12 protein-coding genes are annotated in these 12,181 nt (G+C 73.1%); 4 read left to right on the forward strand and 8 right to left on the reverse strand.

All coding sequences use genetic code 11. The annotated features are described in order from the left end of the window. Positions 1–40 precede the first annotated feature (40 nt). Positions 41–604, forward strand: coding sequence for a hemerythrin domain-containing protein (locus A6A08_RS15615; RefSeq protein ID WP_073703324.1), 564 nt, complete (start codon positions 41–43; stop codon positions 602–604). A gap of 219 nt (positions 605–823) precedes the next feature. Here A6A08_RS15615 and A6A08_RS15620 read toward each other — a convergent pair whose 3' ends face one another. Continuing rightward, the gene (locus A6A08_RS15620; RefSeq protein WP_073703325.1) at positions 824–1,249 is read right to left on the reverse strand and encodes a hypothetical protein; all 426 of its coding nucleotides are present in this window, start codon (positions 1,247–1,249) and stop codon (positions 824–826) included. 164 nt (positions 1,250–1,413) lie between these two features. Here A6A08_RS15620 and A6A08_RS15625 point away from each other — a divergent pair, with 164 nt between their 5' ends. Beyond that, entirely contained in the window at positions 1,414–1,659 is a 246-nt protein-coding gene (locus A6A08_RS15625; RefSeq protein ID WP_073703552.1) for a hypothetical protein, read from the forward strand. An 18-nt stretch (positions 1,660–1,677) separates the two neighbouring features. Here the strand turns inward: A6A08_RS15625 and A6A08_RS28855 are convergent, their stop codons facing one another. Together A6A08_RS28855 and A6A08_RS15635 are read right to left on the reverse strand one after the other, a co-directional pair. Next, on the reverse strand, positions 1,678–1,905 hold the full coding sequence (locus A6A08_RS28855) for a cupin domain-containing protein (RefSeq protein ID WP_242422651.1): 228 nt from the start codon (positions 1,903–1,905) through the stop codon (positions 1,678–1,680). Between the two features lie 352 nt (positions 1,906–2,257). After that, positions 2,258–2,965: an MgtC/SapB family protein gene (locus A6A08_RS15635; protein WP_083609154.1), complete on the reverse strand. Its 708-nt coding sequence runs from the start codon at positions 2,963–2,965 to the stop codon at positions 2,258–2,260. A 198-nt stretch (positions 2,966–3,163) separates the two neighbouring features. Between A6A08_RS15635 and A6A08_RS15640 the strand changes: the two genes are divergently transcribed. Then, positions 3,164–5,239 (forward strand): N-6 DNA methylase, encoded by a 2,076-nt coding sequence (locus A6A08_RS15640; protein WP_073703326.1) that lies wholly within the window; start codon positions 3,164–3,166, stop codon positions 5,237–5,239. A 149-nt stretch (positions 5,240–5,388) separates the two neighbouring features. Here the strand turns inward: A6A08_RS15640 and A6A08_RS15645 are convergent, their stop codons facing one another. Then, entirely contained in the window at positions 5,389–6,150 is a 762-nt protein-coding gene (locus A6A08_RS15645) for a TioE family transcriptional regulator (RefSeq protein WP_199866946.1), read from the reverse strand. A gap of 90 nt (positions 6,151–6,240) precedes the next feature. On the opposite strand from A6A08_RS15645, the gene A6A08_RS15650 reads away from it, so the two are divergent. After that, complete coding sequence (locus tag A6A08_RS15650; RefSeq protein ID WP_073703328.1) at positions 6,241–7,419, forward strand: erythromycin esterase family protein; 1,179 nt, start codon at positions 6,241–6,243, stop codon at positions 7,417–7,419. A 108-nt stretch (positions 7,420–7,527) separates the two neighbouring features. On the opposite strand, the gene A6A08_RS15655 is transcribed toward A6A08_RS15650, so the two are convergent. From A6A08_RS15655 to A6A08_RS15670, 4 genes are all read right to left on the reverse strand, one after another. Then, positions 7,528–8,850 carry a metallophosphoesterase family protein gene (locus A6A08_RS15655; RefSeq protein ID WP_073703329.1) on the reverse strand — a complete coding sequence of 441 codons (1,323 nt, stop codon included), beginning with the start codon at positions 8,848–8,850 and terminating at the stop codon, positions 7,528–7,530. A 133-nt stretch (positions 8,851–8,983) separates the two neighbouring features. Further along, on the reverse strand, positions 8,984–10,588 hold the full coding sequence (locus A6A08_RS15660; RefSeq protein WP_073703330.1) for a hypothetical protein: 1,605 nt from the start codon (positions 10,586–10,588) through the stop codon (positions 8,984–8,986). Between the two features lie 268 nt (positions 10,589–10,856). Further along, entirely contained in the window at positions 10,857–11,285 is a 429-nt protein-coding gene (locus tag A6A08_RS15665; RefSeq protein WP_073703331.1) for a YchJ family protein, read from the reverse strand. A 104-nt stretch (positions 11,286–11,389) separates the two neighbouring features. Beyond that, a complete protein-coding gene (locus A6A08_RS15670) occupies positions 11,390–12,109 on the reverse strand; it encodes a DUF981 family protein (RefSeq protein WP_073703332.1) in 720 nt (239 codons plus the stop codon). Positions 12,110–12,181 lie beyond the last annotated feature (72 nt).

A 12,181-nucleotide genomic window follows, 5' to 3' on the forward strand; every position in this document is an offset into this window, starting at 1 on the left:
TGGTCGTCGATATCCGTATCCGTGATTTCAGGGAGAGACAATGGCCGCGCAAACCCAGAAACCCGACCTCATCGAGGTCATCATCTCCGACCACCGTCAGGTCGAGCAGATATTCACAGAGCTGGAGGGTCCCCTTTCCCCCGAGGCGCGCAAGCAGCTGACCGAGCACGTGATCACCGAGCTGGTACGGCATTCGGTCGCCGAGGAGCAGCACATGTATCCGGCGGCACGGCGGGTACTGGACGACGGCGACCGAATCGCCGACCACGAGCTCCAGGAGCACGCCGAGGCCGAGCAGGTGATGAAGGACCTGGAGGGTCTGAACGCCGACGACCCCGAGTTCCAGCGGCTGCTGAACACGCTGATCTCGGATATCCGCCACCACGTCGAGGACGAGGAGAAGGACCTGCTGCCGCGCCTGCGCGCCGCGTGCACGCCGGAGGAGTTGCGGGAGCTGGGCGCCAAGGTGGTCAAGGCCAAGGAGCAGGCGCCCACGCGCCCCCACCCCAGCGCGCCGGACACCCCGCCCGCCAACAAGATCCTGGACCCGGGGGCGGGGCTCATCGACCGGATGCGCGACGCGCTCTCGGGTCGCGACTCCTGAACACCCGTCGCACGGCCCCGTTCCCGGCGCGGGGACGGGGCCGTGCGGCCGACGTAGAAGGTCTCGTCGCCGTCGTCCTCCCGGAGATCGACCCGCTGGACGGCCCGCTGCTGTCCGCCGAGCCGGTACCGCTCGGCCCAGCGCGCGTACTCCTCGTGCTGGGGCACGCTGTCCTTGGCACTGGCCGGATCCGGCCACCGGCGAGCGCGGGGTGTCGCCTCAGTACGGCCGGTGGGGCGCGTGGCCCCCGGCGGAGTCGGTGTCCTCGAACCAGTCCTTGGCGGTCCGCGTCTCGGCCAGTACCAACGCGACCACCACGAGGGCAAAACCCAGGAAACCGGAACCCTGCACGACGTTCACCAGCGTTCCGACGGCCGCCATGATGAGCGCGACACGGAGCAGGGTCTGCGTCCTGCGACCACCCGCTCCCATCCGCACGGCGACGACGGCCTCCAGCACCAGGACGCCCACACCGAACAGCAGCCCCAGGGTGAAGAGCCCCATGGAGGTTCCCGTCTCCTCCACCACCCGTTCGAGGGACATCCCGGACGCGGACAGGAGCACGAAGAGGGACACCAGGCCGAAGGCCGCTATCGCGACGTGGACGAACAGAAGCGCCCGGACGGCGGTGAGCTGGCCTGGCATGGGGGATCTCCTCGGGGGTCGGCGTTCACGGATTCCTCGCGTACGCCGCGAAACGATACGGAGTTCCTCGGACTCTCCGACCCGCGTCCCGAACACCGAACACCGAACATGAACGGATTCCGGCCCGTCACCGAATGTCGGTGGAGGGAGGCACCATGTGCCCCATGGACACTCCCCCGTTCGGCCCGAACGCCATCCTGATCTCGCCGACCCGCACGGCCCACCGTCCCGGCTGCGGCCACAACGACGAGCCTCGCATTCGCTCCGGAGAGCACTCCGGCTGGGGATGGGTGCCCGAGGCCACCGCCGAGGAGTGGCTGCGGATCAGCGCGAACCACCCTCTACGGGCCACCGAGGGCGACACCTCGCTGCTCGCCTCGAAGCGGTGCGGGGACTGCCCTGCTCGCTGACTCCCCCACTGGGGACGGTCAGGAGCGCACGTGGCTGCGGGGGTCCAGCAGGATCACCAGGATCCGCGCGGCGCCGACGGGAGTGACCGTGTGGGGGACGGACGCGGCCACGTGGACCATGCCGCCCGGTTCCAATTCGTGACTTTGGCCCTCGACGTCGAACCGGACGCGCCCCTCGACGACCTGCACGAGGATCGGCGAGGGTGACGTGTGTTCCTTGAGCCCGGAGTCCTCGTCCAACGCCATGTGCACGATCCGGACGTCGTGGCCGGAGAACGGGCGCGAGGGCGCGACGCGGCCCTCCCGGCCCGGGGGTCTGTTCCCTGAGCCGCTCGAGCCCCGTGGTGATGAGTGTGGCCGCGACGCCCTCGTCGGTCATGCGCACGCCGCCCCCTCCCCCAGCGGGCCCGGCCGGACCCCGCTCCGCTCGTGGCCGTCCGCCGGTCCAGCTCCGCGTGGAGAGGTGTCCGCCGCACCGCTCCCGCGCCGTGAGCGGTCCCGGGAGCACACGTCCCCGCCCAGTCGCTCAGGCGCGTCGTCGACGAGCAGGAGGAGGGTTCCTGAGGACGGGCGGGTCTCGGGGGACGCGGCCGCCCTCTCAGTCGGACTCCTCGTCCAGCTCGCGCCAGCGCACGGACGACACCTCCGGCTCCAGGCTGAGCCTGCGGACCAGCTGCTCCATCATCTCGTCCTGGTGCCCGCTGACGATGATGTCGGCGTAGACGGTCATCGAGTCCTCGTCGCCTTCGGTGCGGCGGCACTCCAGGGAGCGCAGTGTGTACTCGGTCTCGGACAGGGTCTGGAGCAGCAGGGCCCGCACATGGGTGTCCTGGGAGTCCGTGCACACGATCCGGATCCGGTACACGATCTCGCTGGGCTGGGAGTCGTTGACGGAGCGCTTCTGCAGCCGCCGGGCGACCGGGCGCAGCAGGATGTTGGCTCCCACCACCGTCACCGCTCCCATCGCCGCTCCCGCGTAGAGGCCGCTTCCGGCCAGGACGCCGACGGCCGCGGCGCACCAGATGGTCGCGGCCGTGTTGATGCCGCGGATGTTGATGCCGTCGCGCAGGATGACGCCCGCGCCGAGGAAGCCGATGCCCGACACCACCTGGGCCGCGACGCGGGTGGGGCTGACCTCGTCGACGGTGTTCGCGGCCAGCAGCACGAACAGCGCCGAGCCCACGGACACCAGCGCGTTGGTCCGCAGGCCCGCCATGCGCGCCCGCCACTGGCGTTCGACACCGACCAGCGCCCCCAGCGCGAACGCGCAGCCGAGCCGCAGTGCGAACTCCCACCATTCCAACACCCGCACCACTCCCGCCCGCGCCGTCCGACCCCACCGGTACTGGCACGGCTACCCCCGACTCCCCCGCATACACCCACACGCGTGTGAATTAACCCAACCACGGAGGTATTCCGGGCAAGGAGGCCTTTGCGAACCCACACGGGACACGGGTGTGTATAGTCATGATCGGTCAACTGTCGTCGCGGACGGGGTGGGTCCATGGGCACCGGTGAGGTGGAGGTCAGCTCGGCTGACATCGCCCGGATCGCGGGGGTCAAGCCCACCGCGGTGAGCAACTGGCGGCGTCGGCACGACGACTTCCCCAAGCCGGTCGGGGGCACGGACCGCAGCCCCCGGTTCGACCTGGGCCAGGTGGAGGAGTGGCTGTCCACCCACCGCCAGGTCCCGGGCATCGACCCCGACCAGCGCCTGTGGCAGGCACTGGACTCACTGCGCGCCTCGGTGCCCGCCGACACGGCCCTTGCCGGAGTCGGGGCGCTCCTGCTCCACCTGCACCGCGAACCCGGCGGTCTGGACACCGGCGACCCGGTCTCGCTGCTGCGGCGGGCGGACCGGGCCTTCGAGGACTCCCTGAGGCGGGCGGGCCTGGCCGCCCTGGCCGACCAGCGTCCCGAACCGGTTCCCGACGCGCATGCGGCGGTCCTGGCCGACGCGGCCGTGCGGGCCGCGCGCCAGAGCGGGCCGCGGGCCGCATTCGGGCACCTCCTGGGCCACCTGGACCAGCGCGCCCCCTCGGGCTCGCACACGGTTCCGCCCGAGCTCGCCGACCTCATGGTGCGCCTGGCCGGGACCGGGGACACCGTGGCCGACCCCGCCTGCGGGCGGGGCGAGCTCCTGCTCGCCGCCGCGCGCGACGGCCGGCGCGCCCTGCTGGGCCAGGACAGGGACCCGGCGTCGGTGTGGCTGGGCGCGCTGCGGCTGGCCTTCGCCGACGCCCTGTCCGGGGGGGCGGATCTGCGCGTGGCGGACGCCCTGCGCTCCCCCGCGTTCGCGGAGGGCGGCGCCGACACGGTCCTGTGCGCCCCGCCGTTCGGCGAGCGCAACTGGGGCGCCGAGGAGCTCGCGGACGATGCCCGGTGGACGCACGGTGTGCCCCCGCGCCTGGAGTCGGACCTGGCCTGGGTCCAGCACTGCCTGTCGCAGGTGCGTCCCGGCGGTTGCGCGGTGGTGCTGATGCCGCCCGGGGCCGCGCAGCGCCCGTCGGGGCGCCGCATCCGCCGGTCCCTGCTGCGCGCGGGCGTGTTCCGCGCGGTGGTCTCGCTCCCGCCCGGGTTCGCGGCCCACTACGCCGTGCCCCTGCAGCTGTGGGTGCTGCGCCGCCCCGACCGGGACGGGGTACCCGCCCCCGTCCTGCTCGTGGACACCGCCCCGCACGAGCCGGGGCAGGTTCCCGCGGCGGCCCATGTCGTCGACCTGGTCGACCGGGTCTGGGAGGGCTACCTGGCCGCCCCGGACGGGTTCGCCGAGCAGCCCGGGACGGCGCGGGCGCTGGAGGTGGCCGACCTGATGGACGAGGACGTCGACCTCACCCCCCGCCGCCACCTTCCGCTTCCGCGCACCTCGGCGGGGGACCTGGAGCTGTTCGCCGAGCGCCGCAGGAGGCTGGAGGGCGCGCTGCGCGCGCTGCGCACGCTCCTGCCCGAGGCACCGCGGATCGAGCCCGGCGGCGACCCGGCCGGGATCGTCACGCTCGGGGAGCTGGCCAGGGCCGGGTCGGTGACGATCCGGCGTCCCGCCCCCCGGCGTTCGGCGGAGGAGGCCGTTCCGCGGATCAGCGCCAGGGTGGTCACCGGTGAGGACGTGGTGCGGGGGACGGCCCCCTCCCGCGCGGACGAGGTCGACGCCGATCCGATGCGCAATCCGCCGATCCAGGAGGGCGACGTCCTCGTCCCGGCCGTGGCGCGCAGGCCCGTCGCCCGCGTGGCGACCGCCGGCGACGCGGGGGCCTATCCGGGCGGCGGGCTGTACGTGGTGCGCACGAACCCGGCCGCGGTCGACCCCTGGTTCCTGGCGGGCTTCGTCACCAGTTCCGGGGAGACGCAGAACATCGCCCGGGTGAGCAGCAGCATGCGCGGCCAGCTGCGGGTGGATCCGGCCCGGATGCGGCTCCCGGTGCTGCCGGTGGAGGAGCAGCGCCGGTACGGGGAGCTCTTCCGGCAGGTGTCGAGGTTCCGTGAGGCGCTCCTGGAGTTCCAGGAGTGGGGCGGGGAGCTGGCCGACCAGGCCGTGGACCTGATCGCCGGGCAGTGGGAGACCACCGACCGCACGTCCTGACCCGGTTTCCCTGGCAGGAGCGTCGCCGGTGCGGCTGACGGGGTGCCCCGTCCGGTGGCCCCGGGAGGGCCTCGGCTCCCGGCATCGCTTCCGGCGTCCGACGGCGGCGCCGGAATCAGGTCCCGCCCCGCGGACGCGGCCTGGCGGGGTCAGGTGGCGGGCGCGTCCGAGGGGGCCGCAGTCCGCCCCGACGGGGTGTGGCCGAGCAGGCTCAGGTAGCGGCTGAGATGGGTGGCCGCGTCGAGCATGGCCAGGCCCTGTCCGGTGAGCCTGCGCCGCCAGTCCTCCAGGGCCCGGGCCAGGGTGCCGGTGCCGCCGGCCGTCCGGATCTGGTCGACCACGGTGGCGATGTGCTCCAGCGGATAGCCACCGCGCCTGAGCAGGTGGGCGAGCTCGGCGTCGCGGATGTCGCCCGCGCGGAAGAGGCGGTACCCGGTGGCCGGGTCCCGTGCCGGGGTGAGGATGCCGGCGTCCTCCCAGTTGCGCAGGGTCGCCGGGGTGAGGCCGAGCCGGTGCGCGAGTTCGCCGATGGTGCGGGGGCGGGGGTCCGCCGCCGGATCCGCCGACGGGTCCGCAGCGGCCCCGCTCTCCGCCGTCAGGTGCTCCACCGCCCCCCTCACCGCGTCGAGGGTCTCCCGGTCGCGGAGCAGTCGGCCGTGGCCGCGGTCGACGGTCCTCAGGGCGTCGTCGAGCGCGCCGTCGTGGAGTGCGTTCATGATTCGTCCTGCGGCCGAGTGGCCGTGCGCCGGGACGAGGGAGAGGTAGGCGCGAAGCGCCGCCGCGTGCGCCTCGGTGTAGATCCGGTAGCCGCTGGGTGTGCGCTCGGCGGGCGGGAGGAACCCGTCCCGCTCGTAGTTGCGGACCGCCTGGGTCGAGATGCCGTGCTCACGCGCGAGGTCGGATGGTCGCATGGTTATCACCGGTTTGAGACTTTACAGCATGCATCGGTGGTAGGAGCGGCACAAGTCTCAACCGAACTTTCAAGGATACGCTTGAGACTCATGACTCAGGACATGCGCAACCTCGTCACCGCGTCGTGCGACCTGCTGGCCCTCGGTGAGCCGACCCACCGGGAACCGGCCTTCGCGCGGATCCGCAACGAACTCTTCGCCCAGCTGGTCGACCTCGGTTTCCGGTCGATCGTCCTGGAGACCGACCGCGTGGCCGCGCTCGCCGTGGACGACTTCGTCCAGGGGGGAGCGGGGACCCTCGACGCCGTGATGAGCGAGGGCTTCTCGCACGGATTCGGGGACCTGGACGCCAACAGGCGGCTGGTCTCCTGGATGCGCGAACACAACGAGGGCCGGCCCGCGGAGGAACGGCTGGCCTTCCACGGCTTCGACGCCCCGACGGAGAACACCAGCGCGCCCAGCCCACGGCGCCATCTCGAATACGTCCGCGACTATTTGGGGCTCGACCTCGACCTCGCGGGCCTCGCCGGAGACGACGAACGGTGGAGCCGGACGGAGGCGGTCATGGACCCGGCCGTGTCGGTCGGCGCCACGGTCGAGGCCGCGAGGCTGCGGTCGATCGCCGACGACATGCTCACCGCGCTCTACGAGCGCGCGCCGGAGATGATCGCGGCGACCTCGCGCGCCGAGTGGCTCAGGGCCAGGACACACCTCACCGCCGGCCTCGGCCTGCTGCGCTACCACGGGCAGGCCGCGCGGCACCTCGAACAGAGCGCCCGCATGCTCCGCCTGCTCGCCACCCGGGACGCGCTCATGGCCCAGAACCTCCTCGACATCCGGAGCGTCGAGGCCCGGCGGGGAGCGACACTGGTCTTCGCCCACAACCTCCACCTGAAGCGGAACCCGAGCACCTGGCGCATGGGGGACGAGGACATCACCTGGTCCGGCGCCGGCGCCATCGCGGGGTTCCTGACCGACGAGCGGTACGCCTTCGTCGCCGGCAGCCTCGGCCGCAGCGAGGCCCTCGGGCTCCGGGAGCCCGAGCCGGACACCTACGAGGGCCTCCTGCAGGGCCGTGTCCCCACCTGGGGCCTGACCCCGGCCACCGCGGTCGCCTCCTCCCGCACGCGCACCGACACCACCCCGGAGCAGGGCTACTTCCCCCTCGAACAGGAGCTCCTCGACACGGCCGACGCGATCCTGCACGTCAGCGACGGCGCGGCCACCGACGGCCTCTCGCTGGGCGGGCCCGACGGGAACCGGGCGTGAACGGTCGCCACGGCGCGGCACCGTGTCCCGGGGCCGGTCCCACCACGGGCCCCGCTGCTCCCGGCCCCGGCTCCCGCCGGGGACCGGGCGTGAACGGGCACGGCGGGGTCAGTGGCCGTCGATGACGCGCTTGCCGTCCCCCTCCTTGACGATGGTGAAGGAGTCCACCGACTCCCCCTGGGCGGTGTCGGCCCGGTACACCATGGTGTCGTGGTCCACCGAGACCGTCTGGAAGGTCTGGACCCCGGTGCGCTGCACGCGGACCTCGGCGCCGTGGTCGGTCCAGTCGTCCTCCGCGGCCTCGTACATCTTGGGGCCGGTCACCGCGACCACGTAGACCGGGCCGGTCTGCACGTCGGGGTCCCGTGTGCGGTGCTCGGTCAGGTTGCCGCGGCTGTAGGAGTGGTCGTGGCCCTGCAGGACCAGGTCCACGTCGTACTCCTCCAGGACCGGCAGCCACGCCCGGCGCAGTGTGTCGCCGTCGCGCTCGGGGTTGCTGGAGAAGACGGGGTGGTGGAAGGTGACCACGGTCCACTGGTGGGGGTTGTCGGCCAGCACCTGTTCCAGCCACCGGCGCTGCGTGTCCAGCCACCGGTCGGCGCTGTGCGGGGCGGCGTCGCGGTGGTTGGAGTCCAGCGCCACGAACCGCACCCCCTGGTAGTCGGTGTGGTAGACGGTCCGTGCCAGGCCCTCGGGCTCCTCGGGGCCGTTGCCCGCACCGGGGAACTGGGGCGCCCAGTGCTCGCTCAGGCCCTCGGAGCCGTAGTCGTGGTTGCCCGGGACGGCCAGGTGGTTCATGCCGCCGGTGGCCAGGGGGCCGAAGGCGTCGAACCACGCGTCCCACTGGGAGTCGTCGCCGGCCGAGTCGACCAGGTCGCCGGAGTGCAGGGCCAGCCTGGCGCCGGGTTCGGCCTCCAGCGCGGCCCGGATGACGGGGGCCGCCTCGTCGGCGATGTCGTCCTGGACGTCGCCGAAGTACAGGAAGCTGAAGGGCTCGTTCCCCTCGGCGGCGGTGGTGAAGCCGTACCAGTCGCTGAGTCCGTCCTCACCGCCGTCGCCGTCCTCCTCCCCGCCTTCCTCGCCGCCCTCGCCGATCCGGTAGCGGTAGGCGGTGTCCGGCTCCAGGCCGGTGGCCGTGGCGGCGAAGGTGGAGTCGGCCTCCCCCCCTCCGGTGGGCCTGCCCTGGAGCCGGGTGGCCTGCCCGGAACCGTCCTCGGGCTCGATCTCCAGGAAGGACTCCTCCGCCCCGGACACGCGCCATGTCACGGTCTGGACGGTGCTGGGATCGGCGGTGGGCGAGAGGAGGACGCGGTCGACGGTACCCGTGTCCGGGGCCTGTGGAGCGCAGGCGCACAGTCCGGCCGCGACGGCGGTGCCGACCAGGAGCGCCGACGCGCGGCCCGGTGCGGAGCGAAGCGTGGTGGCGAGCATGGGCTTCTCCTGTACCTGCTTTCGTCGGCGGGTGGACCGGGTCGCGGGTGCGGAGGGAGCCTGCGTGCGGCCCGGGGCCCGCGGGCCCCGGGCCGGTGCTCTCCGGCTGCCCGTCACCCGGCTACTTATCCGGCTACTGGGTCCGGGTCAGCGAGTTCAGCATGGGAGCGAACTCCTCGTCGGAGGTGTGCAGTGTGACCGTCCCGGCCTCCCGGTCGACCGTGGCCTCCACCGCGCGCAGGTCGGGCGGTGCCCCCTGCTCGCGCGAGCGCGAGTCGGGGTGCCACCAGTAGAGCTGGGAGCTGATGGGCTTGTCGCCCTCGGCGGTGAAGCGCTCGGCGATCTGGCGCATGTCGTCCATGGCGGCGAACGGGTTCCCCTGCCCCAGGGGGTGGACGATGAGCGCCTCGGGCACGGGAAGGGCCACCAGGGCGCCGTGCGGGAGGTCGCCCAGACGATGGTCCAGGGCGTGCACCTGGGCCGCCACGTAGGGGTGCCGGCCGCCGATGTGCACGATGCGGGCTCCGTTGAGCTCGTGCTCGCTCGTCTCGACCTCCTCGTCCACGGAGGCGGTCACGGCCTGGGCGAAGACCTCGTCGTCGGGGCGGCCGGAGCGCTCGTGCGCCTGGCGGGGCAGCGGCTGCAGCGACTCGGGGGTGTCCACGACCACGGTCTGCCACAGGCCGGGGGCGATCTCGCGGGCCACGAGGGAGTCCAGCACCCCCTCGGGGAAGGCGGAGACCGGGTAGAGGCGGACCCGGAGCTGTCCGGCGGGGTCCGCGGCCCCGGCCTCGCGCCGGACGGCCTGTCCCAGCTGGTCCAGGGCCGCGCGGGCGAACCCGGCGGCGTTGTCCGCGATCTGCTCGGGGGTGGCCCCGCCCAGCGCCGAGCGCAGGCCGCTGATGTCGGTGCTGGCCTGGTTGCCGTCGGGCAGCGGCAGGACCAGGGTGTCCGCGTCCTGGAAGGACACCTGGGCCCCGGCCTCGGCGAAGGCGGTGACCAGGGCGCCGGCCACGGTGTCGTCGGGGTCCACGGGGTGCTCCCCGGCGGGCTCGTGCCGCTCCTGTGCTGCGCGGGCCATGTAGCCGGCGAAGTGGGCCGCCAGGCTCGCCTGGTGCTCGGTCGGTGAGATGATCGCCTGTTCGAAGGTGTCCTTGAGGTCTCCCTCCAGCAGGACCGTGCCGTCGGGTTCGGACACGCGCAGGCTGGTCGGCGGCAGGTAGTCGGCCTTGAGCCCCTCGTTGGCGCACGCCTCCACCAGGGCGTTGCCGAACTCCGCCGTCATCTGGTCGGGGTCCAGACGCCGCGCCTGGTCGAGCCTGGCGGCGAACCAGTCCGGGATCTGGTCCTGGGACCGGGGGAAGCGCTCCAGCTCCTGCGCGTAGGCGAGCGGGCTCACCTCGAAGGGCAGTTCGGGCTCGGTGTCGTGGTTGTACTCGACGTTGAGCTGGTGGGAGTGGTGGACCGAGATGAGCATGGAGAGCCAGGTGCCCCTGCCCTCCTGGAAGCCGGACCGCTTGAGCCCGCCGACCGTCTCCGCCACGCCCTCGGGTACCTCCACCTGCCGGACCCGGCCGTCCGCGTCCTGGACGGCGAACATGTCGCTCTGGTGGGCCCCGATCACCCTGGCCAGGTAGGTGAGCTGCTGCCAGCCCTCGGGGGTGACCGAGACCAGGCGCCTGGCGAGGTCCTGGATGAGGTCTCCCTGCTCCAGCGGGCCGGGGGGTTGGGTGGTCATCGTGCGCTCCGTGTCCGTGTGGGCGTGTGGCCGGTACGGCGGGTCCGGTGAGGGCGACCGCCTGTGCCCTCCTTCCTACCCTGCCGCGGGGACGGAGTGTGTCCGGACCCGTACCTGATGCCGTCCACCGCACGTCGGAGGCGGGGACGGGGCGGCGGGGACGCGAGCGGCGCTTCCGGGGAGGGTGTCGAAGGCTCTCACGATCCCGGCTTCGGTCCGCCCCCGGCCCCGTCCGGGACCGGGCGGGCACGGACGGGGCCGTCCGGCATCAGTCCGGAAGGGCGTCGAGGTAGACCCAGGCGCCCTCGTGGCGCACGAAGCGGCTGTGCTCGTCGAGGACCCCCTCGCGGCCGTTCTCGCGGTGGACCGCGCGGAAGGCGACCGTGCCCTCGTTGTGGAAGGGGGTGCCGCCGGTCGTGGACAGGATCTCCAGGCGCACCCACTCGGTGCCGGGATCCAGCTCCAGGTGCCGCGGCCGGGTGCCGGGGTGCCAGGTCCGCAGCAGGTGGTCGCGGTCGCCGACGGCGAAGGCGCTGTAGCGCGAGCGCATGAGCTGCTCGGCGGTGGACGCCGGGGCCTCCCCCCGGTGCAGGCGGCCGCAGCAGTCGCGGTAGGCCGCGGACCCGCCGCAGGGGCAGGGTGCGGCGGCGTCGACCGCGGGCGGGGACTGGCGGTGGCGTGTTCTGCGCTGCGACATCCTCCCATTGTGGCCTCCCGTGCCCGCGGAACCGGACGGGGCGGCCGCGTCCCGCCGCCGGCCGGCGCCCCCGCCGGGGCACCGGCCGGCGAGCGCCCGGGGCGCTACATCGTGTTCACCACCAGGCCGATGTGCGTGTAGTAGTTCAACGCCCCGAAGAGCAGGAACACGATTCCGGCCAGTCCCCACACCACACCGACCACGGTCCACAGCCGTGACTTCAGGGACCTGAGGGCGAACGGGAACAGCACCGCGCCCACCCCCACGAGGGCGTAGAGGCCGGAGATGAAGGCCGCCTCCAACCACGGGTAGGCGCTGAACGCCCCGGAGACGGGTTCCTGCGGAGGCGCGGCGAACAGTTGGAAGACCCAGCCCGCCGCGGCGATGCCGAACGACGCCAGCCCCATGCCGAACACCAGCACCGAGACGGGGCCCGCCACCCGGGCGACGTGTGCGGCGGGGTCCTCGTGGCCGTTCAGGGCGTCGCCGCGCTTCCACAGGTACAGGGCCGCGGCCAGCAGCAGCACACCGAACACCAGGCTCGGCTCTCCGAAGATGATGTTGTCGAAGGCGAACCCGCCCGCCGCGAGCGGCCAGGTCAGGGTCATGTGCAGGCCCGTGGCCGTCAACAGCAGGCCCAGCGTTCCGAAGGCCAGCGCCCACCCGTCCGGCACGATCCGCCGGCCGCTCAGCAGCGCGCGGCCCAGAGCCACCACCAGGATCAGTCCGGCCCCCGCGGCGACCGCCATCACCGTGTTGTACGTGGGCATCGTCGCCCAGTCGATGCGGATGCCGCCTTCGACTCCGGTCAGAAAATCCCCCATGTGCCGTGATCCCTCGTTTCAGCGTCGAAGCGCCCTGCCTGGCGCCGGGCCGGTCCTGTGAAGCTGGACGGT

Source organism: Nocardiopsis sp. TSRI0078, assembly GCF_001905145.1.
GTDB lineage: Bacteria > Actinomycetota > Actinomycetes > Streptosporangiales > Streptosporangiaceae > Nocardiopsis.

Bases quoted from the DNA above. Each gene is read 5' to 3' on its own strand.
- A6A08_RS15615 (WP_073703324.1), top strand. From the start codon at position 41: ATGGCCGCGCAAACCCAGAAACCCGACCTCATCGAGGTCATCATCTCC.
- A6A08_RS15620 (WP_073703325.1), bottom strand. From the start codon at position 1,249: ATGCCAGGCCAGCTCACCGCCGTCCGGGCGCTTCTGTTCGTCCACGTC.
- A6A08_RS15625 (WP_073703552.1), top strand. From the start codon at position 1,414: ATGGACACTCCCCCGTTCGGCCCGAACGCCATCCTGATCTCGCCGACC.
- A6A08_RS28855 (WP_242422651.1), bottom strand. From the start codon at position 1,905: ATGGCGTTGGACGAGGACTCCGGGCTCAAGGAACACACGTCACCCTCG.
- A6A08_RS15640 (WP_073703326.1), top strand. From the start codon at position 3,164: ATGGGCACCGGTGAGGTGGAGGTCAGCTCGGCTGACATCGCCCGGATC.
- A6A08_RS15645 (WP_199866946.1), bottom strand. From the start codon at position 6,150: ATGCGACCATCCGACCTCGCGCGTGAGCACGGCATCTCGACCCAGGCG.
- A6A08_RS15650 (WP_073703328.1), top strand. From the start codon at position 6,241: ATGACTCAGGACATGCGCAACCTCGTCACCGCGTCGTGCGACCTGCTG.
- A6A08_RS15655 (WP_073703329.1), bottom strand. From the start codon at position 8,850: ATGCTCGCCACCACGCTTCGCTCCGCACCGGGCCGCGCGTCGGCGCTC.
- A6A08_RS15660 (WP_073703330.1), bottom strand. From the start codon at position 10,588: ATGACCACCCAACCCCCCGGCCCGCTGGAGCAGGGAGACCTCATCCAG.
- A6A08_RS15665 (WP_073703331.1), bottom strand. From the start codon at position 11,285: ATGTCGCAGCGCAGAACACGCCACCGCCAGTCCCCGCCCGCGGTCGAC.
- A6A08_RS15670 (WP_073703332.1), bottom strand. From the start codon at position 12,109: ATGGGGGATTTTCTGACCGGAGTCGAAGGCGGCATCCGCATCGACTGG.